Here is a 26,351-nt window from a genome sequence, read left to right as displayed (position 1 = left end):
GCCGGGAACCGTCCGCACACCCGCCGCCCGGGCCGCGGCGACCGGGCCGGGCGGGCCCGGGGCGGCGCGGCCGCCCGCCGCCCGCGCTGTTCCCCGTAGCCTGGGGGCGTGACTGAGCAGCGATACCCCTGGCCGGAGGCGAGCTACACCGGTGTCGGGTCCGTCCCGGGCACCGATCCCGACGAGGCGGCGCGGACCGTGTTCGGCGAGCTGCCCGACCTGCCGCACCTGCCCGAACTGCCCGAGCGGGGCGTCGGCGCGGAGACGGTCGGCCGCACCGGCGGGATGCTGGTGGATCTGCCGCTGGAGGTCCGGCCTTCCGGATGGCGGGCGGTCCAGCGGCCCGGCCGGGACGTGCAGCGGGCGCGCAGCCTCCTCTCCCGCGACCTGGACGCGCTGGAGGAGTGCTCCCAGGGGTTCGAGGGGCCGTTGAAGATCCAGGCCGCCGGACTGTGGACGCTGGCCGCTTCCGTGGAGCTGCGCTCGGGCGAGAAGCTGCTGGCCGACTCCGGCGCCGTCGCCGACCTTGCCGCCTCCCACCTGGAGGGCGTGCTCGCCCACGTCGGCGAAGTGGGCAAGCGGGTGCCCGGCGCCGAGCTGATCGTCCAGGTCGACGAGCCGTCACTGCCCGCTGTCCTGGCGGGCTCGGTGCCCACCGCCAGCGGTTACGGGCGGTTGCCCGCGCCCGACCGCGTCACCGTCGAGGCGCGGCTGCGCGAGCTGTTCGGCGCCCTGACCGGGGCCGGCGCCGTTCCCGGCGCCCACTGCTGCGCCCCCGACGTGCCCGTGGATCTCCTGCGGCGCTCGGGCGCCCGCTTCGTGGGCCTGGACACCGCGGCGATCGGCCGCTCGCTCGACGACGACGTGGGCACGGCGGTCGAGAGCGGTGTGGGACTTTTCGCGGGGGTCGTGGCGAGTGCCGACGGTGATGTGTCCGACCCGGGCGCTAACGTCGACCCTGTACGTGACCTGTGGAGCCGCATCGGGTTCGCGCCCGAGTCGCTCTCCCGCGCCGTGGTCGCCACGCCCGCCTGCGGGCTGGGTCGGGCCGCGCCCGACTACGCGCGCGCCGCGCTCGCGGCGTGCCGCCAGGGGGCCCGAGTGCTGCGCGAAGAGCCGCGGCGCCAGTGACAGCGGAAAGGACGGCCGAGGGTGAGCGCACAGGAACCGACGGCTGACGACCGGGTCCCCGCCGAGGTGCGCGAGCGCCACACTCAGCTGTGTCAGGAGCTGGACGACCACAGCTACCGGTACTACATGGGCAGGCCGATCGTCTCCGACGCCGAGTACGACACGCTCATGCGCGAGCTGAGCGGCATCGAGGCGCACTACCCCTCGCTGATCACCCGGGACTCGCCGACGCAGAAGGTCGGCGCGCCCGTCAGCGTCGACTTCGCACCGGTCGAGCACCTGGAGCGGATGCAGAGCCTCGACAACGCGTTCTCGGCCGAGGAGTTCGAGGCCTGGGTGCAGCGCGTCGAGGCCGAAGCCCCCATCGACGCCTACCTGTGCGAGCTCAAGATCGACGGCCTGGCCGTCGACCTCGTCTACGAGCAGGGGCGCCTGGTGCGCGCCGCCACCCGCGGCGACGGGCGCGTGGGCGAGGACATCACCCTCAACGTCCGCACCATCGCCGGCATCCCCGAGCGGATCGGCACCTCCGCGCGCGCCGCTCCTGAGCTGCTGGAGGTCCGCGGCGAGGTGTTCCTGCCCGGCGCGGAGTTCGACGAGCTCAACGCCCGGCTCGCCGACGAGGGCAAGGCCCCCTTCGCCAACCCCCGCAACGGCGCCGCCGGCTCCCTGCGGCAGAAGGACCCGCGCATCACGGCAACCCGCCCGCTGCGCATGCTCGTGCACGGCGTGGGAGCCCACGCCGGTGTGGAGTTCACCCACCAGTCCCACGTCTACGACCTGCTGCGCGAGTGGGGGCTGCCGGTCAGCGACCGCTACCGGGTGCTGTCCACCCGCGGCGGGGTCCGCGACTACATCGACTACTACACCGAGCACCGCCACGACCCCGAGTACGAGATCGACGGCGTGGTCATCAAGGTCGACGACGTCTCGCTGCAGCGCCGGCTCGGCTCCACCAGCCGCGCCCCGCGCTGGGCGATCGCCTACAAGTACCCGCCCGAGGAGGTCACCACCCGCCTGACCGACATCCGGGTCAACGTCGGGCGTACCGGCCGCGTGACCCCCTACGGCGTGATGGAACCGGTCCGGGTGGCCGGTTCCGAGGTCGAGTTCGCCACCCTGCACAACGAGCAGGAGGTCGTCCGCAAGGGCGTGCTCATCGGCGACACGGTCGTGCTGCGCAAGGCGGGCGACGTCATCCCCGAGATCCTGGGGCCGGTGCCCGATCTGCGCGACGGCTCCGAGTACGAGTTCGCCATGCCCCGGGCCTGCCCGGAGTGCGGTACCGCGCTGGGGCGGCAGAAGGAGGGCGACGTCGATCTGCGCTGTCCCAACGCCCGCGACTGTCCGGGCCAGCGCCGCGAGCGCCTTTCCTACATCGCCAGTCGCAAGGCTTTCGACATCGAGGCACTGGGCTATGTGGCGGCCACCGCGCTCACCCAGCCGCTGGAGCCCGCGACCCCGCCGCTGCGCGACGAAGGCGACCTGTTCGACCTGACGGTCGAGGACCTGCTGCCGATCCGGTCGCTGGTCCTCGATCCCGACACCACCGAGCCCAAACGCGATCCCGAGACCGGCGAACCGAAGGTCGTGACCTTCTTCGCCAACAAGGAGGGCGAGCCGAAGAAGGCCGTCGAAAAGCTCTTCGAGGAGTTGGAGCAGGCCAAACAGCGTCCGCTGTGGCGGGTGCTGGTGGCGCTGTCGATCCGGCACGTGGGGCCGCGCGCCGCCGAGGACCTGGCGCGCCACTTCCGCTCGATCGAGGCGATCGCCGAAGCCTCCGAGGAGGAGCTTTCGGCGGTCGAGGGGATCGGCCCGGCGATCGTGGCCTCCCTGCGGGAGTGGTTCGACGTCGACTGGCACCGCGAGATCGTCCGCAAATGGCGCGAGGCCGGGGTGCGCATGGAAGAAGAGGGCGCCGGCGGGCCGCGGCCGCTCGACAGCACCACGGTGGTGGTTACCGGGTCGCTGGACGGTTTCAGCCGTGACGAGGCCAAGGAGGCCATCGCCGAGCGGGGCGGCCGGGTGACGGGTTCGGTGTCCAAGAAGACCGGGTTCGTCGTGGTCGGCGACAACCCGGGGAGCAAATACGACAAGGCGGTGCAAGCGGCGGTCCCGATCCTCGACGAGGACGGTTTCCGCGTACTGCTCGGGGACGGGCCGGATGCGGCCATGAAACACCGGCTGAATACGGATTGAGCGTACGCAGAGCGCTGTCCGGCGCGTCCGCGCGCCTGTGCCGGTAGGCGGCGTTCGTGCAGGTAGTGGCGTCTACGATCCGTTGTCATTAGGCTACGTGTCGCAGTATTTCGGGGTGAATCGGGCGATCGTCCCAGGCGGCGCCCGTTTTACCGAAAGTTCCCGGTCGGCGACACCTGGTTATGAAAGGTCGTAAGCTGAAAACGGAATCGATCGGGTGTAACTGTGCATCGCAGACGCAACGACCGGGTCGGTCATGGGGGACCGCCCTCCGGAGGAGTTGACAGATTTCGACCCGAAAGCCGCGGCGCCGCGGGGGGATCAAGCTCGGCGCCGGGCACCGTGAATCCCCCTGAGGACGTCTATGTTGGATCCCAACAGCACCCGGGACGTCGGACCCCGGACCGGGACGCCGCTGTGGCTCTACCTCGCCGTCGTCACCACGGCGGGAGGCGGGCTCCTGGGTGCCTCGCTCTACCTCTACGGGCTGGACCGGCTGCAGCAGTTGAGCACCATGCCGCTGGTCTGGCTGATGCTGTGCATGGTGGTGATCGGCGAGCTGCGCCCCATCGCGTCGCCGCGCCGTACACCCGACCAGGGCGCCCCGACCTCGCTGCCGTTCTCGTTCGCGCTGCTGGTCTCCTTCGGCCTGCCCGTCGCCGCCCTCGTGCAGGCCGTGGCTTCGGTCATCGCCGGGGTCGCCCGGGGCCAGGCCCCGCACCGCGTCGCGTTCAACATCGCCCAGTACGTCCTCAGCTTCGGCGTCGCCCAAGCGGTGCTGAGCCTGCTGGTGTCGCAGGAGGCCGCCGCGCCCCGCCCGGTTTCGGGCGCCGATCTGGCCGGTGTCGGCCTCGCCGGTGCCGTCTACTTCGTGTGCAACCTCGCACTGGTCGACTCCGCCGTGGCCGTCCACGAGCGCGTCCCCATGGCGGCGACCCTGCGCAAGGACCTCACCCAGCGCCTGTTCGTCCACGGGGTACTGCTCAGCCTCGCCCCGCTCGTGTCGGTGTCGATGACCCACGAGATCTGGCTCGTGCCGCTGTTCTTCTTCCCGCTGGCCGCCCTCTACACCAGCGCCACCCTGTCGGTGAAGCGCGAGCACCAGGCCAACCACGACGAACTGACCGGTCTGGCCAACCGCAAGCTGCTCATCCTGCGCACCCAGGAGGCGCTCACCGAGGCCCAGCAGCGGCGCAACCGCGTGGGCCTGCTGCTGCTGGACCTCGACCGCTTCAAGGAGGTCAACGACACGCTGGGCCACCCCACCGGCGACCGGTTGCTGCAGACGGTGGCGCGCCGGCTCACGCACAGCGTGCGGCCCGGCGATCTGGTGGCCCGGTTGGGCGGCGACGAGTTCGCGGTGCTGCTGCCGCAGGTGCGCGACGCCGCCTCCGCCCGCGAGGTCGCCGCGCGCCTGCGGGTCTCACTGGCCGAGCCCATGCGCCTGGACGGAATGGACTTCGACCTCGAAGCCAGCGTCGGCATCGCCCTCTACCCCAACCACGCACCCGACTTCGAGTTGCTGATGCAGCGGGCCGACGTCGCGATGTACGTCGCCAAGGAGCGCCGCACCGGCGTCGAGCTGTACGAGCCCGATAAGGACCGCAACTCCACGGCCCGTCTCAGCCTCTTCGGCGAGCTGCGCCGCGCCCTGGTCGACGACGAGCTGCTGATGCACTACCAGCCCAAGATGGGACTGGCCGATCAGCGCGCCGTCGGGCTGGAGGCGCTGGTGCGCTGGAACCACCCCCAGCGCGGCGTGCTGAATCCCGAGGACTTCGTCCCACTGGTCGAGCAGTCCTACCTGATGCGCAGCTTCACCCACGAGGTCCTGGAACGCACGCTGCCCCAGATCGCCCGCTGGTGGGACGAGGGCGTGCGGCTGCCCGTGGCGGTGAACCTGTCCGCGCGCGAACTGCTCGACCCCACCCTGCCCGACATCGTCGCCGCCGCCCTGCGCCGGCACGGCGTGGCCCCTCGGGCCCTGCGCCTGGAGATCAGCGAACGCGTGATGGTCGCCGAAGCCGACGCGATCACGCCCACCATGCTGGCGCTGGCCGACTTGGGCGTCGCGCTGGTGCTGGACGACTTCGGCACCGGCTACTTCACCCTCGCGCGCCTCAACGGCCTGCCCGTCGACGAGATCAAGATGGACGAGTCCTTCGTCCGGCGCAGCCTCGCCGACCCCGACGGCCACCTGATCGTGCAGTCGGCGGTGGACCTGGTGGGCACCCTCGGCATGCGCGCCGTCGCCGAGGGGGTCGAGTCCCAGGGTGTGGTCGACGACATGCGCTCCATGGGCTGCTACGCCGCTCAGGGCCGCTACTTCGCCGCTCCGCTGCAGGCCGGCGACGTGGTCGGCTGGCTGGTCGAACACGGCGGTCTGGAACCGCCCGCGAGCTACATCGCCCCCGCCTCCAGCGAAGAGCACACCCGCTCGGCGTGAGGCGTCCTCCGGGAACCATCCGAATCCGGTCGCCGCAGCCTCCGGGGCGTCCCGCGCCGGATGAGGCGCGTGGCCCGGAGCGCGCCCGGCGCCGTTCCAGCGGCAATAGGATTGAGCTGTCCGAATCCACCGAGCCGCCCGGCCACCGGTCCGCGCCGCGGTGCGCGGCCCCACCCGGCGGCTCTGCGGAGCCGACACGTCCGATTCCGCCGAAGAAACGGTTTGCCTACATGTCCGCCATCACCCGCGATGAGGTCGCGCACCTCGCCCGGTTGTCGCGGCTGGCGCTGCGCGAGGACGAGCTGGACCAGCTCGCCGCCCAGCTCGACGAGATCATCTCGTCCGTGGCCAAGGTGCAGGAGGTCGCCCAGGGCGACATCCCGCCGACCTCGCACGCCCTGCCGCTGACCAACGTCTACCGCCCCGACGAGGACCTCCCCGGGCTCACGCCCGACCAGGCGCTGGCGGGTGCGCCCGCGGTGGAGGACCAGCGCTTCCGCGTTCCGCAGATCCTGGGGGAGGAGCAGTGAGCGCCACCGACCTGCTGCACAAGAGCGCCGCGGAGCTGGGTGAGGCCGTCCGCTCCGGTGCGACCACCGCGGTCGAGGCCGCGACCGCCTACCTCGACCGCATCGCCGACGTCGAGGGCGACGTGCACGCCTACCTCCACCTGGACCGCGAGGCCGCGCTGGACCGGGCCCGCGACGTCGACGAGCGGATCGCGGCCGGCGAGGACCCCGGCCCCCTGGCGGGCGTGCCGGTGGCCCACAAGGACGTCTTCACCACCGTGGACATGCCCACCACGGCGGCCTCCCGGATCCTCGAAGACTGGCACCCGCCCTACGACGCCACGGTCACCGCGCGCCTGCGGGAGGCCGGCATGGTGATCCTGGGCAAAACCAACATGGACGAGTTCGCCATGGGTTCCTCCACGGAGAACTCCGCGTTCGGCGCCACCCGGAACCCCTGGGACCTCGACCGCATCCCCGGCGGCTCCTCGGGCGGCTCTTCGGCGGCGGTCGCCGCCTACGAGGCGCCCTTCGCCACCGGGACCGACACGGGCGGATCCATCCGCCAGCCGGCGGCGGTGTGCGGCCTGGTCGGCGCCAAGCCGACCTACGGCGGCTCGTCGCGCCACGGGCTGATCGCTTTCGCGTCGTCCCTGGACACGCCGGGCCCGATCGCCCGTACCGTGCTGGACGCCGCGCTGCTGCACGAGGCGTTCTCCGGACACGACCCGCACGACTCCACCTCGGTCGACGCCCCCGTGCCGCCCGTGGTCGAGGCGGCCCGCCGGGCCGACGTGGACGGCCTGCGGGTGGGCGTGGTCCGGGAGCTGGGCGGCGAGGGCTACCAGGCGGGCGTCCGGCAGCGCTTCCAGGAGTCGGTGGAGCTGCTGGAGTCGCTGGGCGCCAAGGTCGTCGACGTCTCCTGCCCGAGTTTCGACGCAGCGCTTTCGGCCTACTACCTGATCGCGCCCAGCGAGTGCTCCTCCAACCTGGCCCGCTTCGACGCCATGCGCTACGGCCTGCGCGTGGGCGACGACGGCAACCGCAGCGCCGAAGAGGTCATGTCGCTGACCCGCGCCGAAGGGTTCGGCCCCGAGGTCAAGCGGCGTATCATGCTGGGCACCTACGCGCTGTCCAGCGGTTACTACGACGCCTACTACGGCTCCGCCCAGCAGGTGCGCACCCTGATCAAGCGCGACTTCGACGCCGCGTTCGACAACGTCGACGTGCTGGTCTCGCCCACGGCGCCCACCACGGCCTTCCCCATCGGCGAGCGCGCCGACGACCCGATGGCGATGTACCTGGCCGACCTGTGCACCATCCCGACGAACCTGGCGGGCAACGCCGCGCTGTCGGTGCCCTGCGGCCTCGCGCCGGAGGACGGCCTTCCGGTCGGGCTGCAGATCATGGCTCCCGCTCTGGCCGACGACCGCACCTACCGCGTGGGTGCGGCGGTCGAGGCGGCCCTCGGCGAGCGGCGCGGCGGCCCGCTGCTGTCGCAGGACGCGCTGGCGGTGTAGCCGCCGGAGCCCGTCCCGGCTCGTGGCGCGAAGGGCGCCCGGTTCCCGCAGGAACCGGGCGCCCTTCGCCGTGCGGCGGCGGGACCGGGGCGGGGCCCGGTCCCGCCCATGCGAAGCGCCCGCCGCCGCGTGGTCGCGGCGACGGGCGCCTCCGGCCCCGACCCCGGGACTCCGGGGACGGGGCCGGATCCGTCGGAACCGGTCGGGGCCGGTCTTAGCCGATGGAGGAGGTGCGGCGCTTGCGGCTCAGGTACATGACCGCGGCACCGGCACCCAGAGCGGCGACGGCTGCGGCGACCAGGCCGCCGAGCGCGGCACCGGTGACCGGCAGGCCGCCGTCCGCCTCGTCGTCGTCCTCGTCGTCCTCAGGCGGGGCCTCGGCGGACTCCGACGGGGTGGGCTTGTCGTCCGGGGTCTCCGAGGGCGACGGGCTCGAGGGCGGCTCGGTGCTCTCGCTGGGCGACGGGCTCGGGCTGGGCTCGCTGGCTGCGCTCCAGCTGGCCGCCGCCGCGGTGTCGGCGGAGACGGTCTTCTGCTCGGCCGAGATGAGGGTCTGGGTCTCCTGCTCGGACCCCTTGAACAGGCGCCCCATGTGCAGCTCGGTGGAGATCGAGGCGGAAAGCTCAGCGGCGCCGGCATCGGCGTCCTCGGGAACCTGCACACCGAACTCGGTGCCGTCGGTGAAGGCACCCTCGATCGGCTCGCCGTTGTCGAGGTCGACCAATGCGACGTCCTCAGGGCTGTCCAGGTCGACCTGGACGCCGTCGGCGCTGGTCTCCAGCAGGAACTCGCCGACGGTTTCGCCGGCCGTGCCCTCGGCCTGCTGCGGCGTGATGCTCAGCGACATCTCGGGCTCTTGGCTCTGGGCCTCGTCCTGGGCGTCGCCGACGAGGTAGTCGTAGAGCGCCTTGACCTCGGGGTCGTTGCCCTTGTCGCCGAAGTCGACGTCGTTGCTGAAGTGCCAGATGGCGGCCTGAGTGCCGGCCACGGCGTCCTTCTCGGTGAGCCCGTCGACCTCGGACTCGTCTGCCAGAGTGGCCACGTCGACCTTCGGGAAACTGTTCTGCAGCACCCAGTGGACCTTGGCCGGCGCGGCGAAGTCGCCCTTGCCGGGGTAGTTGTCCCAGGCGTCCTCTTCGTACTTGGCACCGCCGACGATCCCGGTCTCGAAGTCGATGCAGTAGGTCCGCAGGACCGTGCCGTCGTCGAGCTCCAGCTTGAAGAGTTTGGTGCCGATCTCGGCGCCGCCCTTGGTCGCCACGTTGTGGCCACCTTCGGCGTTGCCGACGTATTCACCCTCGACGCCTTCAGCGGCGGCCGGGGCGGCGGTGAGGCCGAGGGCGAGGGTGGCGGCCGCGACGGTGGCGGCGGCTTTGGTGACCGCGCGGCTGCTGCGCGTGTCGGGCAGGAGGTGACTCGTTACGCTCAAATCGTGTCCCGGTGGATATAGGGGAAACCGGACTATGCGGCGTTCGCGCTTCGCGATGCGAACGGTGTTCGGCCGACCAGGGGCGCGTCGACGCCGACGGCTGGTGCGGTGTTCGGCCGACGTGGATCGGACGCCGTGGGGCGTGGTGCGTCGATCGCCGAGGACGGTAGCGGGGGCCGCGACGGCGATTTCTCGTCTACCGCAGGGCTGATCCTAGCGACCCGGTTCGGGTCTTCCAACCCGTTCCGTCAGGGATAGTGGAGTTGTTTTGCCCTGTCCGTTATCCGGGCGTTCGTGGGTATCGGAGGTCGTCGAGGGCCCGTGTACCGCCCGGGACCTGTGTGTTCGTGTTCGGCGCCGGTCCGCCGGAGCGCGGAACAGGTAGGACGACCGGCCATCCGACCGTCGGGAATCGGAGAAACATTGGCCGCAGGTGGCCACTCTGTCATCCGAAACCACTCCCGGAACGACGCCGAACGTCACATCGTGCGGCGCCGCCGAGCCAGATACAGCCCCGCGGCGCCGGCGGCCACGAGGATCAGCCCGGCGGCGATCACGGGCCCCAGCCACGTGCCCGTATGCGCGAGGTGTCCGTCGGGGCGGCGGTCCTCGGCGACGACCACCCCGCTGGGCGACGCCGACGCCTGCGGTGTCGGCGTCGGCGTCGGCGGAGCCGAAGGCGCGGCCGAGGCGGACCCGCCGACACCGGGCGCAGCGGCGGTGGCGGGTACCGACGCGGAGGGAGCGGGATCCGGTTGCGCGTCGGTCGCGCCGGTGTGGGCCGCCCAGTCGACCTTGACCGCGGCCGTGGCCGTGGATACGGCGGAGCCGGCGGTCACCAGCGGCTGGGTCTCGACCCCGTCCTTGCCGCCGAACAGCCGGCCCGGCCGAATCCGGGCGTCGGTCACTTTCGCGTAGACGGTGGCCACGCCCGCCGGCGCCTCCGAGGGAAGCGCCAGGAAGAACTCCTCGCCGTCCTGGACGAGGTCGAGGGCGCGGCCCCCGGCGCCGGTGAGCTGTCCGTCGTCGGCGCCCTGCACCCATACCGCCACCGGGCCGGGCGAGGTGGTGTGCACGGTCAGCGGCCCGATCGGCGCGTCCGGGTCGGCGCCCTCGATCCGGCCGGGCGCGAGTTCCAGCGCGGACGCCGGTACCTCGCCGGTGTGCGCCCGCGCCCCCCGCACCAGGTAGTCGTAGAGCCCGGTGATCTGCGCGGCGTTTCCGGGCCCGCGTTCGGAGCCGCGCTTGAGCTCGACGCCGTTCGTGCGGTGCCAGATCGCGGCTTGGGTCGCGGCGATCGCCTGGCGCCGGCCGATGCCGCGTACACCGCTCTCCTCGCGCAGCCGCTCCATCCCCACGTTCGGGTAGGAGTTCTCGGTGATCCAGGCGACCGCTCCCGGTGTGGAGGAGTCGGCCTGCGGCGCCGTGCCGGAGCCCCATTCGGCCTCGGCATAGGCCGCCTGGCTGTTCACGCTGGTGCTGATGTCGGCGCAGTAGGCCTGGACCGAGCCGTCGCCGTCCACGGTCAGCCGGTACAGCGACGTCGTGGCGGCTTCGCCTCCGTCGAGCCGGAGTGTGGCGCCCTTTTCGGTCTCGGGCGCCACACGCGACAGGTCCTGGGCCGTGGCCGGAGCGGGCACGCCTGCCGCGACGGCGAGCGCCGCGGTGGCCGCGGCGAGGAATCGCCGCACGAGTCCGGGCATGGGGCGCGATCCCTCCCCGAGGAGCGGGCCGGTGCGGGACCGGGGCGGGCACGGGCGTGCAGAGCGCCGCCGGATACCGGCGGACCTGCGCGAGCGCATTCAGATTAACCGCGTCCCGGCTCTCGGCCCGGGGATGTGCGACGAGGTGACGTCGAATCGTGCGCAGGCCGTGACATCGCGGCCCGTGTGCGTGTCCGGCCGATCGCTCAGCGGGAACGGGCGGACCGCGGAGCGTCTCGTGCGAAGGGTGGTGGTGGGTGACCGGTGTGGGGGTGGCGCGGAGCGTCTCGTGCGAAGGGTGGTGGTGGGTGACCGGTGTGGGGGTGGCGCGGAGCGTCTCGTGCGAAGGGTGGTGGTGGGTGACCGGTGTGGGGGTGGCGCGGAGCGTCTCCTGCGAAGGGTGGTGGTGGGTGACCGGTGTGGGGGTGGCGCGGAGCGTCTCCTGCGAAGGGTGGTGGTGGGTGACCGGTGTGGGGGTGGCGCGGAGCGTCTCCTGCGAAGGGTGGTGGTGGGTGACCGGTGTGGGGGTGGCGCGGAGCGTCTCGTGCGAAGGGTGGTGGTGGGTGACGGGCGGGCGTGTCCCCGCTCCTCCGCGTGCATCGGTAGGCTGCAAGGGGCGGTCCGCGGCCTGCTCGCAGGCGGGCACGGCGCACCTCTCGGCGGTTGTGCCGCCGCGGGACCGCGACGCGCGGGTTGCGGGGCGGTCCCGTCCGGGGCCGCCGGTGCGGACCCCTACGGATACGGATTTCGGATAAGGAAACGGGTTGCGGCGATGGTTGGCGCGGTAACGAGTAGCCCTGCCACGAGCGGTGCCGGTCCGGCCCCCGTGGCCTTCGACGACGCGATGCGCTCCTATGAGCCGGTGTTGGGGCTGGAGACCCATGTCGAGCTGGGCACGGCCTCGAAGATGTTCTGCTCCTGCTCCACGACCTTCGGCGCCGAACCCAATACCCAGGTCTGCCCGGTGTGCCTGGCGTTGCCCGGGGCGCTGCCGGTGGTCAACGGGACCGCGGTGGAGAGCGCGATCCGGCTGGGGTTGGCGCTGAACTGCTCGGTGGCGTCGTGGTGCCGCTTCGCGCGGAAGAACTATTACTACCCCGACATGCCGAAGAACTACCAGATCTCCCAGTACGACGAGCCGCTGTGCACCGACGGCTACCTCGACGTCACCGTCGACACGCCCGACGGCCCGCGCGAGATCCGGGTGGAGATCGAGCGTGTGCACATGGAGGAGGACACCGGCAAGACCGCCCACATGGGCGGCGCGACCGGCCGCATCCACGGTGCCGACTACTCCATCGTCGATTACAACCGTGCGGGCATCCCGCTGCTGGAGATCGTCACCAAGCCGATCGAGGACACCGGCGACCTCGCCCCGGAGGCGGCCCGCGCTTACGCCACCGAGTTGCGCGACCTGGTGCGCTCGCTGGGCATCTCCGACGTGCGCATGGAGGAGGGGTCCCTGCGCTGCGACGTCAACGTCTCGCTGATGCCGCGCGGCGCCGACGCGTGGGGCACGCGCAGCGAGACCAAGAACGTCAACTCGCTGCGCTCGGTGGAGCGCGCGGTGCGCTCGGAGATCGAGCGCCAGGCGGGCGTCCTCGGTGCGGGCGAGCGGGTCGTGCAGGAGACCCGGCACTTCCAGGAGAACACCGGAGGCTCCGTATCGGGCCGAAGCAAGGAGGAGGCTCAGGACTACCGCTACTTCCCCGATCCCGACCTCGTGCCGGTCGCCCCCGGTGGCGAGTGGATCGAGCGGCTGCGCGCGGGGCTGCCCGAGCTGCCCGCCGCCAAGCGCGCCCGGGTCAAGGCCGAGTGGAGCCTCGCCGACGAGGAGCTGCGCGACCTGGTCAACGCCGGGGCGATCGACCTCGTCGCCGCCACGGTCGATGCCGGGGCCACCCCGGACGAGGCACGCAAGTGGTGGCTCAACGAGCTGTCCCGCCGTGCCACGGAGGCCGAGGTCGAGTTGGCGGCGCTGGCGATCACGCCCGGCCAGGTGGCCCGTGTGGCGGCTCTGGTGGCTGAGGGCGCGCTCAACGACAAGCTCGCCCGCCAGGTGGTCGAAGGTGTGCTCGCCGGCGAGGGTGATCCCGACGCGGTGGTCGAGGCGCGCGGTCTGAAGGTCGTCAGCGACGATTCCGCGCTGGGGGCCGCCGTCGACCAGGCCGTCGCCGACAACCCCGACGCCGCCGACAAGGTCCGCGGTGGGAAGGTCGCGGCGGCCGGCGCGCTCGTCGGCGCGGTGATGAAGGCGACGAAGGGGCAGGCCGACGCCGGTCGCGCCCGTGAACTGATCCTGGAGCGCCTCGGCGCCCAGTGACGGTGCCGAACCCGGCGGCGTGCACCGCATGCGGTGCACGCCGCCGTTGCCCGGCCTTCCGGGAGCGGCGGCGGAGGTGGGCGCCCAGGTTCGGCTGCACGTCCGCGGCACGCGGTCGACACGGCCTCGTCTCCGGGGCCGCGGGTGGGGGATGCCGGCGGCCGTGTCCGCGTCCTAGAGAGGCCGGGGGTGTGTCCGTCCGCCCGGGGCCGGTGGCGGAAGTCGCATCCGCGTCGCGGGAGCGGTAGCGTCCGCCCGGGCGGGGCCGGACGGCCGACCGCGTCGGCGGCGTGCCGGTTTCACGCGAGCCCGCTACGCGGCGGACGCGGTAGGACGACCGGTTCGGGGGAGCCGCCGAGCTGTGCACGGTTGCGGGAAACCAGGGGGAGCCGTTGAACACGGGGAGTGCCGCGGCGGTGGGCGCGTGTCTGCCGCGCGACGTGGGTGTATCACGGACGGTGACCGGGTTGTCGCCGTGTCTCTGCTGCATCTCTACCTCATCGTGACCTTGGGTGACTAGCCTGACTGCGCGGGAACCGGAGGCACCGGCGGTCGCGCGGTCGGCGATTCGGCGTCCCGGCGGCGTGCCCGAGCCGCTCCCCGTCGCGGAGCGGGCGGCCCGGGGCGACATCGCCGGTTCCCGCCGTCGACGCCCCGGCGCCGGACAGGGCGGGCCCCGAGACCGCGGCCCGGCCCCGCGGGCCGGACCCGGCTGTCGCGCGCCGGCCGTGCGGGAGGAGGAGCCCTTCGTTGACCGCTTCGCCGAACGCGCCGGCATCCGGGCGCCCTTACCGCACCTCCTGCCCTGCGGGGCGGGCCGGGCACGGGCCCGGTGCGCGGCGGCACACGACCGGCCGCACGCGCAGGCCGCTGCGGCGTCCTCCGGGGGTGCGCCCCCGGTCATCCCCCAGATCCGCCCTGCAGGGCCGAGACGGTCCGCACGACTCGTACAGGGCACGCATTCCGGAAGGAGGCGGGTGCCTTCGCCGCGGCCCGCAAGCCGCGAACGAGGCGCCCTACCAGTGATGATCACGGTTGCCGCGGTGGGACCCGCCGCCCACCCGGCCTTCAGCGCATGTTCGGGAGCGCTGCGATGAAGGCCGATTCGCGCATCTGGCTGGGAGCCATCGTCGTCCTCGCGCTCGTCTACGCGCTGGGCGCGCTCGTCGGCGTCGGCGAGACCACACTGACCGCATGGCTGGGGTCGTGGCCCCCCGCCGTCGCGGCGGCGGGCGCCGCCGTTTCACTGCTGTACGCGTCGCGCCGCAGGACGATCACGGATGCCGACAGCGAGGCCGACTCCGAGGGCGCCGACGGCGCGGGGGCGCTGCGCCTGCTCGGGTTCGCCGCGGCGGCCTGGAGCGCCGGCGCGCTCGTCTACGCCGTCACCGGCCTGCTGAGTACCGACGCGGCGGTCTCGCTGAGCTTGGGCGACCTGTTCTCGCTGGTCGCCCTGCCGCTGTTCGTCGCGGGGTTCACCCGCTTCGCGCCGCTGCCGCGCGGTTTCCGGCCGGTCATCCGCCACGTCACCGACAGCTACGTGTGCGCCGCGGCCCTGTTCTCGATCGTGTGGCTGCTGCTGTTCGCGCCCCTGTACAGCGAGCTGGGTCAAAGCGGGGGGTTCCTCGCCTTCGCGCTGGTCTACCCGGTGGCCGACATCGTCGTGCTGTGCCTGCTGGCTCCGCTGGTGTTCACGTCGCCGCACAGCACCCGCCGCGCGGTACTGCTGGCGATCGGCGCGTTCGTGATCATCTGCGGCGCCGACCTCATCGGCGCGGTGACGCGGCTGACCGGGATGCTGCCCGCGGGCGGCATCGAGTACCCGGTGCGGTTCCTGGGCTTCGCCCTGCTGGGCAGCCTGCCGTGGCTGGTCCGTGATCGCGCCGGAGCCCGCCCGCGCACGATCACCGGGCGCGGGCTCTACCGCTTCGCCCCCGAGATCGCCGCGTTCGGCGCGCTGTTCGTGGCCGCGGTGGTGCTGACCATCGGGGCGCTGCGCGTCGACGGATTGGCGGCGGTGCTGCCGCTGGCTGCCGGTTCGGCGGTGGTGGTGCTGCTGGTGCGGATGAGCGGGCTGCTGGAGGAGAACGCGACGCTGTCGCGGATGGTGCACACTCGCGAACAGCACTTCCACGAGCTCGCCAAGAACAGCGGCGACGTCATCCTGATCCTCGACTTCGACGGCCGGATCTTCTACGTGAGCCCGGGGGCGGCCGAGGCGTTCGGTTATCGGCTCGACGACGTGCTCACCGACCCCGTCACGTCGATCGTGCACCCGGAGGACCTGCCGCGGGTCGAGCGGACGATGGCGTCGTTCGACCGCAGCGGCGGCGAGGGCATCCACCTGCGGCTGCGGGTGCGCGCCGGCGACGGCACCTGGCGGCACACCGAGTCCACCGCCTCGCTGTACGAGCAGCCCGGCGAGCCCGACCGGCTGCTGGTGACCACGCGCGACATCAGCACCCAGGTGGCGCTGGAGGACCAGGTCAACCACCTCACCTTCCACGACGGGATCACCGGCCTGCCCAACCGCGCCTACCTGGAGGAGCGTGCGCGCGAGGTGCTGGTGCGCCGCGAGCGCGGCCAGGGCGGCGGGGAGATCGCGGCGGTTTTCCTCGACCTGGACGGGTTCACCGCGGTCAACGACTCCGCCGGGCACACGTTCGGCGACTACCTGCTCGCCCAGGCGGGGCGGCGGCTGCGCGCCACCACCGACTCCGGGTTCACTCTGGCGCGGTGGGGCGGCGACGAGTTCGCCGTGCTGATCGAGCACAGCTCCACCGCACAGCACATCGTGGATTTCGCCGAGCGGCTGGTGCGGGCGATCAGCGCCGACCCGTTCCAGGTGGCCGACCGCGAGGTGGTGCTGTCGGCGAGCGCGGGGGTGGCGTTCGCCGAGCCGGGTACGGAGAGCGGCGAGCTGCTGCGCAACGCCGACATGGCGCTGGCCCGGGCCAAGGAGCTGGGCGGCGGCGGCCGTTTGGAGATCTACGCCGCCGACATGCACGCCAAGGTGGTGGGCCGGCTGGAGCTGCAGACGCAGCTGCGCCAGGCGCTGGCCAACGGGGAGTTCCTGCTGGAGTACCAGCCGGTGGTGGATCTGGAGAGTTCCCAGGTGACCGGCGTGGAGGCGCTGGTGCGCTGGCAGCACGGCGGCGAGCGGGTGCTTCCGGAGGGGTTCATCGGTCCGGCCGAGGAATCGGGGCTGATAGCGCCGCTGGGGGAGTGGATCCTGCGTGAGGCCTGCGCGAAGGTCGCGCTGTGGCGCGCCTCGGAGTGGGACATCACGCTGTCGGTGAACCTGTCGGTGAAGCAGGTCCTGGCGCCGCGGTTCGTCGAGACGGTCGCCGGGGTGCTCGCCGACAGCGGGCTGCCCGCCGAGGTGCTGACCATGGAGGTCGACGAGGAGGTCGTGCTGGAGGGCCAGGGCGAGGCCGTGGAGCGGCTTGCCGAGCTGCGGCGGCTGGGCGTGCGCCTGGCCATCGACGACTTCGGGATGGGGTACGCGTCGCTGGCGCATCTGCGCGAGCTGCGGGTGGACACCATCAAGATCGACCCGTCGTTCATCCGGGACTTGGGCGACGACGGCACCGTCACCCTGCTGACCCACACCATCATCCGGCTCGGCCAGGACCTGGGCGTCCAGGTGGTCGCCGAGGGCATCGAACGCAGCGAGCAGCTGGAGCAGCTGCGCACGATGGGCTGCGGGTACGGTCAGGGCTTCCTGGTGGCCCGCCCCATGGTGGCCGAGGGCGTGGAGGCTCTCGTGGGCGGCGAGGCGGGTATACCGCTGTAGGGCTTCCGCCGGTGCGGCGCTGTGCGGTTCCGTGCGGCGCGTACCGCCGCCGGTGTCCGCCGCGCGTGGCGGCGGACACCGGCGGCGGGGCCCGCGGGGAACCTTCGGGCGATCCCGAAGAATCATGCACAATGCCCGCGGGGTGCCGAATAGTGGAATTCCGATGCCCCCGGATCGATTCCCGCTGCGCACAGGCATGCCTGTGACCTGGGTCGCACTCGTATGATGATCCGGATGTCTCGTATGGTGAGATAAGTTTGCGTTTCAGTTGACGGGCGTATGTCCGCTCGGCCATTGTTGTGACCGTGCAGAGCGACTTCTTCTTCATTCTCGTACTTGGTCGGCGCGCAGCCAGCTGACCGAGTCTCCTGCTGCGCGCGCCCTCCAACCGCACTGGCGGTGGGGGGTTTTTTGTTGCTCAAGCACCTCCCGACGACGAGCCCTCTCCGAAGGATCTTGTGATGACCGAGCAGATGACCGGAGCGCAATCGCTCATCAGGTCACTGGAGCATGCCGGTGTCGACGTGGTTTTCGGGATCCCCGGCGGGGCGATCCTCCCCGCCTACGACCCCCTTTACGACTCGGCCAACGTGCGGCACATCCTCATGCGCCATGAGCAGGGGGCCGGCCACGCAGCCGAGGGCTACGCCTACGCCACCGGGCGCCCCGGTGTCTGCATGGCCACCAGCGGCCCCGGTGCGACCAACCTCGTGACCCCTCTCGCCGACGCCCACATGGACTCGGTGCCCATGGTCGCCATCACCGGGCAGGTGGCTACCCCGATGATCGGCACCGACGGATTCCAGGAAGCCGACATCTGCGGCATCACGATGCCCATCACCAAGCACAACTTCCTGGTCAAGCGCGCCGAGGACATACCGCGCACCATCGCCGAGGCCTTCCACATCGCCTCCTCCGGGCGCCCCGGACCCGTCCTCGTCGACATCGCCAAGGACGCGCTGCAGGCCACCACCGGGTTCGCCTGGCCGCAGAAGCTGGACATGCCCGGGTACCGGCCGGTCACCAAGCCGCACGGAAAGCAGGTGCGCGAAGCCGCCCGGATGATCGCCGAGGCACACCGGCCCGTCTTCTACGTCGGCGGCGGCGTGGTGCGGTCGGGCGCCGCACAGGAGCTGCGCGTGCTGGCCGAGCTGACCGGGGCTCCGGTCACCACCACGCTCATGGCGCGCGGCGTCTTCCCCGACAGCCATCCGCAGAACGTCGGCATGCCGGGGATGCACGGCACCGTCGCGGGCGTGGGGGCGCTGCAGAGGGCCGACCTGATCGTCGCTCTGGGAGCCCGCTTCGACGACCGCGTCACCGGGCGGCTCGACAGTTTCGCCCCCGACGCCAAGATCGTCCACGCCGACATCGACCCCGCCGAGATCTCCAAGAACCGCCACGCCGACGTGCCCATCGTCGGCGACTGCCGCGAGGTCATCGCCGACCTGGTCGTGGCGGTGCGCAACGACCAGGCCTCCGGCCTCCAGGGCGAGTACGAGGCCTGGTGGTCGCAGCTGGACCGGCTGCGCGAGGTCTACCCGCTGGGCTACGACGCGCCCGACGACGGCACCCTCTCCCCGCAGCAGGTCATCGAGCGCCTCGGCGCGAACGTCGGCTCCGACGCGACCTACGTCGCCGGCGTCGGCCAGCACCAGATGTGGGCCGCCCAGTTCATCGGCTACGAGAAGCCCGGCACATTCGTCAACTCCGGCGGCCTGGGCACCATGGGCTTCTCCGTGCCCGCCGCGATCGGCGCCAAGGTCGGCGACCCCGACCGCACCGTGTGGGCCGTCGACGGCGACGGCTGCTTCCAGATGACCAGTCAGGAGCTGGCCACCGCCGCTATCGAGCAGATCCCGATCAAGGTCGCCGTCGTCAACAACGGCAATCTCGGCATGGTCCGCCAGTGGCAGACCCTCTACTACGAGAGCCGCTACTCCAACACCGACCTGCAGACCGCGCCGCGCGACGAGAAGGTCCGCGTTCCCGACTTCGTGCGCCTGGCCGAAGCGTACGGTTGTGTCGGGCTGCGCTGCGAGCGGGCCGAGGACGTCGACGCCGCGATCGACAAGGCGATGGCCGTCGAGGACGCGCCGGCGGTCGTGGACTTCTCCGTCAACCACGACGCGATGGTCTGGCCCATGGTCGGTCCCGGAACCAGCAACGACAACATCCAGTACGCGCGCGACATGGCGCCCGACTGGGACGACGACGAGGACTAGAAGGACCGGGTACCGGTCAGGTTCACGAAAGAGGCGACGATTTCACCATGAGCCAGCACACCCTTTCCGTCCTCGTGGAAGACACCCCCGGCATACTCGCCCGGACTTCGGCGCTGTTCTCGCGGCGCGGGTTCAACATCGACTCGCTCAGCGTCAGCACCACCGAATACGAGGGCCTGTCCCGCATGACGATCGTGGTCAACTGCGACCACCACCCCTTGGAGCAGGTGACCAAGCAGCTCAACAAGCTGGTCAACGTCATCAAGATCGTCGAGATGGACAACGACGCCTCGGTCCGCAGGGAGCTCCTGCTGGCCAAGGTCAAGGCCGACGCCGCCAACCGTACCGCCGTCATCCAGACGGCAGAGCTGTTCCGCGCCAACATCGTCGACGTCGGACCCGACGTCGTGGTGCTTGAGGCGACCGGCAAACCGGAGAAGCTCGACGCGCTGGTGCGCAACCTCGAACCGTTCGGCATCAAGGAACTGGTGAAATCGGGTCTGGTCGCGCTGGGCCGCGGCCCCCGGTCCATCACCGACCGCTCGCTGCGCGCGGTAGAACGCAGCGCGTGAGCCCCGGCACGGCCCGCACCCACAAGGCGCGGCCCGCCGGACGTGGTTCCGCACCCGCCGCGCGTCCCGGTGCGCGGCGGATCCCGCCCGAAACCGCACGACACACGTTTTCCATACACACAAGGAGTAGGCCGAAGTGGCAGCAGAGATGTACTACGACGACGCCGCCGATCTCAGCGTCATCCAAGGGCGCACCGTCGCCGTGATCGGGTACGGCAGCCAGGGGCACGCGCATGCGCTGTCGCTGCGGGACTCCGGCGTGGACGTGCGCATCGGCCTCGCCGAAGGCTCCCAGAGCCGCCAGAAGGCCGAAGAGGCCGGCCTGCGCGTGGTGACTCCGGCCCAGGCCGCCGAGGAAGCCGACCTCATCGTGGTGCTGGTGCCCGACCACATCCACCGCGACCTCTACAACGACGAGATCGCGCCCCACCTCACGGCCGGCGACGCGCTGTTCTTCGGCCACGGCTTCAGCATCCGCTACGGCCTCGTCCAGCCGCCCTCCGACGTCGACGTCGCCATGATCGCCCCCAAGGGCCCCGGGCACCTGGTGCGCCGCCAGTTCGAGGAAGGGCGCGGCGTGCCGGTGCTGGTGGCGGTGGAGCAGGACTCCACCGGTTCGGCCTGGGACCTGGCGCTGTCCTACGCCAAGGGCATCGGCGGCACCCGCGCCGGCGCGCTGAAGACCACCTTCACCGAGGAGACCGAAACCGACCTCTTCGGCGAGCAGACCGTGCTCTGCGGCGGCCTGTCCGAGCTGATCAAGGCCGGATTCTCCACGCTGACCGAGGCCGGGTACCAGCCCGAGGTCGCGTACTTCGAGTGCCTGCACGAGGTCAAGCTCATCGTCGACCTCATGTACGAGGGCGGCATCTCCAAGATGAACTGGTCGGTCTCCGACAACGCCGAGTACGGCGGCTACACCCGCGGCCCGCGCATCGTCACCGAGCAGACCCGCGAAGAGATGCGCCGCGTGCTCTCGGAGATCCAGGACGGCAGCTACGCCCGGGAGATGGTCGCCGAGTTCGACGCCGGCCGGCCCGCGTTCCTCAAGCGCCGCGAGGCCGAGCAGAGCGAGCCGATCGAGAAGGTCGGCGCCGAACTGCGCCCGCTGATGAGCTGGCTGCAGGGCTGATCCCGGGCCGCCTCGACGACCGGCCGCTCCCGCCGCCCCGCCTCCGCACGGGCGGGGCGCGGGAGCGGCCCGCCCGTGCGGAGGACGGGCCGCCACCGGGTGGCCCGCTACGGCGGCCCCGGCGCCGCGCGGCCGCCTCAGGGCCGCTCGCCATCCCTGGTCACGGCGCTTTTCCGGGGCGTTGCGGTACCCCCTTTCCCGAGCGAAACCCACCGGCGCACTAGACTTTTCGTGGCCGTCACAACCGAACGAGCCCACCGAAGTGGGAAAGGACCAGCCGCGAAAACGCGGCCACGCCGCAACCCGAATAAGGATGCAAGCTGTGTCTAAGCCCTCCGTTCTCGTCGCGGAAGAACTCTCCCCCGCCGGTCTCGCGCTGCTGGAAGGCGACTTCGAGGTCCGCCACGCCAACGGCGCCGACCGGTCCGAGCTGCTGCCCGCCCTCGAAGACGTCGACGCTCTGATCGTCCGCAGCGCGACGCAGGTCGACGCCGAGGCGCTGGCCGCCGCCCCCCGGCTCAAGGTCGTGGCGCGCGCCGGGGTGGGGCTGGACAACGTCGACGTCGACGCGGCGACCAAGGCCGGAGTCCTCGTCGTCAACGCCCCCACGTCCAACATCATCAGCGCCGCCGAGCAGGCCATCAACCTGCTGCTGGCGACGTCGCGCAACACCGCGCCCGCGCACAACGCGCTGATCAACGGCGAGTGGAAGCGTTCCAAATACACCGGCGTCGAGGTCTACGACAAGACCGTGGGCGTGGTCGGCCTGGGCCGTATCGGCCAGCTGGTCGCCCAGCGGCTCGCGGCCTTCGGCACCCACATCGTCGCCTACGACCCGTTCGTGCAGCCCTCCCGCGCCGCGCAGATGGGCGTCGAGCTCGTCAGCCTCGACGAACTGCTGCGGCGCAGCGACTACATCACGATCCACCTGCCCAAGAACAAGGAGACCATCGGTCTCATCGGCGACGAGGCGCTGGCCAAGGTCAAGCCGGACGTGCGCATCATCAACGCCGCGCGCGGCGGCATCCTGAACGAGGACGCGCTCTACCGCGCCCTCAAGGAAGGCCGCGTAGCCGGCGCCGGCATCGACGTGTGGGCCTCCGAGCCCTGCACCGACAGTCCGTTGTTCGAGTTCGAGGACGACGTCGTGGTGGCGCCCCACCTGGGTGCCAGCACCGCCGAGGCCCAGGAGAAGGCGGGCACCCAGGTCGTCCGCTCGGTGAAGCTGGCGCTGTCCGGCGAGTTCGTGCCCGACGCCGTCAACGTGCAGGGCGGCGCTGTTGCCGAGGACGTCAAGCCGGGCCTGCCGCTGACCGAGAAGCTCGGCCGCATCTTCACGTCGCTGGCCCGCGGGGTCGCCGACCGCATCGACATCGAGGTCCGCGGCGAGATCGCCGCCCACGACGTCAAGGTGCTGGAGCTCGCGGCCCTCAAGGGCGTCTTCGGCGACGTGGTCGAGGAATCGGTGACCTTCGTCAACGCGCCGCTGCTGGCCAAGGAGCGCGGCGTCGAGGTGAACCTGGTCACCAGCGACGACAACTCCGACTGGCGCAACCTGATCACCGTGCGCGGGGTGCTGCCCGACGGCCAGAAGGTGTCGGCCTCGGGCACGCTGACCGGTCCGCGCCACCACGAGAAGCTCGTGGAGATCAACGGTTACAGCATGGAGATCCCCGTCAACGAGCACATGGCGTTCCTCTCCTACCACGATCGCCCCGGCATCGTCGGCAAGGTCGGCGCGCTGCTGGGCGAGGCTCAGGTCAACATCGCCGGCATGCAGGTCAGCCGGGACACCGAGGGAGGGACGGCGCTGATTACGCTGACCGTCGACTCCGAGGTCCCCGGCCCGATCCTGGAGGAGATCTCCGGCGAGATCCAGGCGTCGCAGACCCGCCAGGTCAACCTGGAGGACTGATACCGGCCCCGCGGCGCCCCGATTGAGCCGGGGGCGCCGCGAGTGCGCTGAGGGCCGTCCGCGCGTGCGCGGACGGCCCTCAGCGTTTTTCGGGCCCCGGTCCGGTGCCGCGGACTCTCCGCCGGTCCGTGCCCGGCCGATGCGGGCTGGCGGGTTGTTCGGACGTCCGATAGTCTGTCGTCCTAAGAGATGGGCGCGCGGCGAGATCGCCGCCGACGCCCCGCGCACGGCCGGCCCACGACACCGGGGACCGCGGCCGCTCGGCACCACCCGCGCCGGGGACATGTGCGCTCCTCGTCCGCTGTCCGCGCCGACGCCCGCCGCGGAAGTCTGCGGTCCCGGACCGACCGATCCACCCGTTCGGTGATCCGCCGCCCGTGCCGTGCGCACCGGCGCCCCGGGTCCCGCGCCGGATCCGCCGGTGATCGGGACCAGCTCTGTACCGCGGTCCCGCCGGGCCGCGGACGCATCCGTGTGGAGGAGAGCCGTGTACGACACCACGCCCGCACCCGCCGACACCGATTCCGCCGACGCCGCCGAGGCGGTCCAGGTCGCATTGGACCGCCGCGACAACGGAGGTCCCTCGGGGCGCTAGTCTTGTCTCACCAGACGTTGTCTGGGGTCTCAGCATGTGAGAGGAGCTCGGGTTCGCGCCGACCCGGGCCGCCCCGTGCCGGGACCGTTCCGACGAGACCGAAGAGCTGAGTAGGGGCTGGGCTGCTAATGGCTGCGCGCACCGTGAATCTGGCCGTCATCCCCGGCGACGGGATCGGCCCCGAGGTGGTGGCGGAGGGACTCAAGGTCCTCACCGCCGCCGCTTCCGAGCACGACATCGCCGTCGAAACCACCGAGTACGAGCTCGGCGCCCGCCGGTGGCACGCGACCGGCGAGACGCTGCCCGACTCGGTCGAAGAGGAACTGCGCGGCCACGACGCCGTCCTCCTGGGCGCGGTGGGCGACCCCAGTGTGCCCAGCGGCGTGCTGGAGCGCGGCCTGCTGCTGCGGCTGCGCTTCGCTTTCTCGCACTACGTCAACCTGCGGCCGGTGCGGCTGTACCCCGGCGTGGATACCCCGCTGGCGGGCGTGCGCCCCGAAGACATGGACATGCTCGTCGTGCGCGAAGGCACCGAGGGCCCCTACGCCGGCATGGGCGGCGTCCTGCGCAAGGGCACGCCCGACGAGATCGCCACCCAGGACAGCGTCAACACCCGCCTGGGAGTGGAGCGAGTGGTGCGCTACGCCTTCGCCAAGGCCGCCCAGCGCCCGCGCAAGAAGCTCACACTGGTGCACAAGGACAACGTGCTGACCTACGCCGGCGAACTGTGGCAGCGCGTCGTGCGCGAGGTCGCCCCGGACTTCCCCGCGGTCTCGGTCGACTACACCCACGTCGACGCCGCCGCGATGTTCTTCGTCTCCCAGCCGCAGCGCTTCGACGTGGTGGTCACCGACAATCTCTTCGGCGACATCATCACCGACCTCGGGGCGGCCGTGGCCGGCGGCATCGGGATGGCCGCCAGCGGCAACATCAACCCCGAGGACGACTTCCCGAGCATGTTCGAGCCCGTGCACGGCTCGGCGCCGGACATCGCGGGGCAGGGCAAGGCCGACCCCACCGCCACCGTGCTGTCGGCGGTCATCATGCTCGACCACCTCGGCCTGGACGCCGCCGCCCGCAAGGTCGAGGAGGCCGTGTCCGCGGACCTGCGTGTGCGCGCCGAGGGAGCCGCCGACGAGCGCTCCACGTCGGCCGTCGGCGATGACATCGCCAAGCGAGTAGCCGGGCAGGGCTGAGCCGCGCCGCGCCTCGGCCCTGCTGATTCGGCGATCGGCACGGCCGGGTGCGCAGGCCCCGGAAGGGTTCCACGCGGCGGGCGTGCCGATCGACCGGCGCGCCCGCCGTCGCCGTTCGTCCGCTCCGCCGCACCGCCGGATGCCCGCCGGCCCCGCCTGGGCCGGCCCCCGGCCGCGCGGCGGCCTGCGGGGTCCTATGGCCGCGGGTGCGTCGTTTCCGTCACACTGGAATCCGGGGCGGCAGTGCGGCCGCCCCGATGTACGGAGAGGACCTGACCCAATGAACAGCAGCACCACCACAAGCGGGTTGACGTTCGACGTCCGGCTCTCGGCCCAGCGGAAGACCCCGCAGGAGCGCGAGCGACTGCTGGGCGATCCCGGGTTCGGGACCGTGTTCACCGATCACATGGTCACCATCGACTACATGGAGGGCAACGGCTGGTACGCCCCGCGTCTGGAGCCCTACGGTCCGCTGACGCTCGATCCGGCCACCGCTTCCCTGCACTACGCCCAGGAGATCTTCGAAGGCCTGAAGGCCTACCGCCACCCCGGCGGCGAGGTCGCCTGCTTCCGCCCGGAGGCCAACGCCGCGCGGCTCAACCGCAGCGCGCGCCGCATGGCGATGCCCGAACTGCCCGAGGAACTGTTCCTCGGCGCGATCGAGACCCTGCTGCGCCACGACTCCGAGTGGATCCCCTCCCAGCCCAACAGCAGCCTGTACCTGCGGCCGTTCATGTTCGCCACCGACGTCGGCCTCGGGGTCAACCACCCTTCGCGCAGCTACCGGTTCGTGCTCATCGCCTCGCCTTCGGGGCCCTACTTCAGCGGCGGCATCAAGCCGGTCTCGGTGTGGCTGAGCGACGACTACACCCGCGCGGCGCCCGGCGGAACCGGCGAGGCCAAGTTCGCCGGCAACTACGCCTCCAGCTTCGTGGCCCAGTCCCAGGCCGTGCAGCAGGGCTGCGACCAGGTGGTGTGGCTCGACGCCAAGGAGCACCGCTGGGTCGAGGAGATGGGCGGGATGAACCTGTTCTTCGTCTTCGGGTCGGGCGACGAGGCGCGGATGGTGACACCCGCGCTGACCGGGACGCTGCTGCCGGGCATCACCCGCGACTCGCTGCTGACTCTCGGCCCCGAACTGGGCTTCCCCGCCGAGGAGGGCGCCGTCTCCACCGACGAGTGGCGCCGGGCCGCCCTGAGCGGCGAGCTCACCGAGGTCTTCGCGTGCGGAACGGCCGCGGTGATCACCCCCGTCGGCCACGTCAAGGGCCGCGGAACCGAGTTCACCGTCGGCGACGGCCAGGCGGGCCCGGTCACCATGGGCCTGCGCGAGGAACTCGTCGCCCTGCAGTACGGGACGCGCGCCGACACCCACGGCTGGGTCCGCACGTTCGCATAGCGCGCCGCCCCGGGGCGGGCGCACGAGTCGGCCCGCCCCGGAGGCCGCTGCCCCTACGCATACGGATTCCGCTCACGCAGACATCCCGCCGCATACCGGCTACGACACCGCGATGTCTCATTCCCTGAGACGTATCTGTCGATTATTCGGACTCCGGCGCGCACCTGTGGCAGACTGGCGAACGTGCCGTCTCAGGTGATCATTATCGTGAGGCGCGCTGGCTGAAAACGGACCCCCGCCAGCGCGCCGACCTCTCGTGTC

15 protein-coding genes are annotated in these 26,351 nt (G+C 71.7%); 13 read left to right on the top strand and 2 right to left on the bottom strand.

The window, feature by feature from the left end; genetic code table 11:
- Positions 1-108 precede the first annotated feature (108 nt).
- The 5 genes from HNR25_RS05990 (at position 109) to gatA (ending at position 7,805) form a co-directional block, all read left to right on the top strand.
- Entirely contained in the window at positions 109-1,131 is a 1,023-nt protein-coding gene (locus tag HNR25_RS05990; RefSeq protein ID WP_184633725.1) for a methionine synthase, read from the top strand.
- Between the two features lie 21 nt (positions 1,132-1,152).
- The gene (gene ligA / locus HNR25_RS05985) at positions 1,153-3,330 is read left to right on the top strand and encodes an NAD-dependent DNA ligase LigA (RefSeq protein WP_184633724.1); all 2,178 of its coding nucleotides are present in this window, start codon (positions 1,153-1,155) and stop codon (positions 3,328-3,330) included.
- Between the two features lie 364 nt (positions 3,331-3,694).
- Positions 3,695-5,776: a putative bifunctional diguanylate cyclase/phosphodiesterase gene (locus HNR25_RS05980; RefSeq protein ID WP_184633723.1), complete on the top strand. Its 2,082-nt coding sequence runs from the start codon at positions 3,695-3,697 to the stop codon at positions 5,774-5,776.
- Positions 5,777-6,006: 230 nt separating this feature from the next.
- Positions 6,007-6,306 carry an Asp-tRNA(Asn)/Glu-tRNA(Gln) amidotransferase subunit GatC gene (gene gatC / locus HNR25_RS05975; RefSeq protein ID WP_184633722.1) on the top strand — a complete coding sequence of 100 codons (300 nt, stop codon included), beginning with the start codon at positions 6,007-6,009 and terminating at the stop codon, positions 6,304-6,306.
- Positions 6,303-7,805, top strand: coding sequence for an Asp-tRNA(Asn)/Glu-tRNA(Gln) amidotransferase subunit GatA (gene gatA / locus HNR25_RS05970; RefSeq protein WP_184633721.1), 1,503 nt, complete (start codon positions 6,303-6,305; stop codon positions 7,803-7,805). The genes gatC and gatA overlap by 4 nt, the downstream gene beginning before the upstream one ends.
- A gap of 214 nt (positions 7,806-8,019) precedes the next feature.
- On the opposite strand, the gene HNR25_RS05965 is transcribed toward gatA, so the two are convergent.
- Positions 8,020-9,234, bottom strand: coding sequence for a thioester domain-containing protein (locus tag HNR25_RS05965; RefSeq protein ID WP_246463527.1), 1,215 nt, complete (start codon positions 9,232-9,234; stop codon positions 8,020-8,022).
- 479 nt (positions 9,235-9,713) lie between these two features.
- Positions 9,714-10,937, bottom strand: coding sequence for a Cys-Gln thioester bond-forming surface protein (locus tag HNR25_RS05960; protein ID WP_184633720.1), 1,224 nt, complete (start codon positions 10,935-10,937; stop codon positions 9,714-9,716).
- Positions 10,938-11,709: 772 nt separating this feature from the next.
- Here HNR25_RS05960 and gatB point away from each other — a divergent pair.
- The 8 genes from gatB (at position 11,710) to HNR25_RS05920 (ending at position 26,090) form a co-directional block, all read left to right on the top strand.
- On the top strand, positions 11,710-13,260 hold the full coding sequence (gatB, locus tag HNR25_RS05955) for an Asp-tRNA(Asn)/Glu-tRNA(Gln) amidotransferase subunit GatB (protein WP_184633719.1): 1,551 nt from the start codon (positions 11,710-11,712) through the stop codon (positions 13,258-13,260).
- Between the two features lie 1,093 nt (positions 13,261-14,353).
- Entirely contained in the window at positions 14,354-17,056 is a 2,703-nt protein-coding gene (locus tag HNR25_RS05950) for a putative bifunctional diguanylate cyclase/phosphodiesterase (RefSeq protein WP_184633718.1), read from the top strand.
- Between the two features lie 368 nt (positions 17,057-17,424).
- Positions 17,425-19,281, top strand: a complete 1,857-nt coding sequence (locus tag HNR25_RS05945; RefSeq protein ID WP_312862713.1) for an acetolactate synthase large subunit — start codon at positions 17,425-17,427, stop codon at positions 19,279-19,281.
- A 47-nt stretch (positions 19,282-19,328) separates the two neighbouring features.
- A complete protein-coding gene (gene ilvN / locus HNR25_RS05940) occupies positions 19,329-19,853 on the top strand; it encodes an acetolactate synthase small subunit (RefSeq protein WP_184633716.1) in 525 nt (174 codons plus the stop codon).
- A gap of 136 nt (positions 19,854-19,989) precedes the next feature.
- On the top strand, positions 19,990-20,985 hold the full coding sequence (gene ilvC / locus HNR25_RS05935) for a ketol-acid reductoisomerase (protein WP_184633715.1): 996 nt from the start codon (positions 19,990-19,992) through the stop codon (positions 20,983-20,985).
- 322 nt (positions 20,986-21,307) lie between these two features.
- A complete protein-coding gene (gene serA, locus HNR25_RS05930) occupies positions 21,308-22,900 on the top strand; it encodes a phosphoglycerate dehydrogenase (RefSeq protein WP_184633714.1) in 1,593 nt (530 codons plus the stop codon).
- A gap of 723 nt (positions 22,901-23,623) precedes the next feature.
- Positions 23,624-24,691, top strand: coding sequence for a 3-isopropylmalate dehydrogenase (locus HNR25_RS05925; RefSeq protein ID WP_184633713.1), 1,068 nt, complete (start codon positions 23,624-23,626; stop codon positions 24,689-24,691).
- A 280-nt stretch (positions 24,692-24,971) separates the two neighbouring features.
- Positions 24,972-26,090: a branched-chain amino acid aminotransferase gene (locus tag HNR25_RS05920; RefSeq protein ID WP_184633712.1), complete on the top strand. Its 1,119-nt coding sequence runs from the start codon at positions 24,972-24,974 to the stop codon at positions 26,088-26,090.
- Positions 26,091-26,351 lie beyond the last annotated feature (261 nt).

The organism is Streptomonospora salina, assembly GCF_014204715.1.
GTDB classification, from domain to species: Bacteria; Actinomycetota; Actinomycetes; order Streptosporangiales; family Streptosporangiaceae; genus Streptomonospora; species Streptomonospora salina.
Note: the sequence above shows the minus strand (reverse complement) of the source record. Positions and strands in the feature narration are given on the sequence as shown.

Bases quoted from the DNA above. Each gene is read 5' to 3' on its own strand.
- HNR25_RS05920 (WP_184633712.1), top strand. From the start codon at position 24,972: ATGAACAGCAGCACCACCACAAGCGGGTTGACGTTCGACGTCCGGCTC.
- HNR25_RS05925 (WP_184633713.1), top strand. From the start codon at position 23,624: ATGGCTGCGCGCACCGTGAATCTGGCCGTCATCCCCGGCGACGGGATC.
- HNR25_RS05950 (WP_184633718.1), top strand. From the start codon at position 14,354: ATGAAGGCCGATTCGCGCATCTGGCTGGGAGCCATCGTCGTCCTCGCG.
- HNR25_RS05960 (WP_184633720.1), bottom strand. From the start codon at position 10,937: ATGCCCGGACTCGTGCGGCGATTCCTCGCCGCGGCCACCGCGGCGCTC.
- HNR25_RS05980 (WP_184633723.1), top strand. From the start codon at position 3,695: ATGTTGGATCCCAACAGCACCCGGGACGTCGGACCCCGGACCGGGACG.
- ilvN (WP_184633716.1), top strand. From the start codon at position 19,329: ATGAGCCAGCACACCCTTTCCGTCCTCGTGGAAGACACCCCCGGCATA.
- gatC (WP_184633722.1), top strand. From the start codon at position 6,007: ATGTCCGCCATCACCCGCGATGAGGTCGCGCACCTCGCCCGGTTGTCG.
- gatB (WP_184633719.1), top strand. From the start codon at position 11,710: ATGGTTGGCGCGGTAACGAGTAGCCCTGCCACGAGCGGTGCCGGTCCG.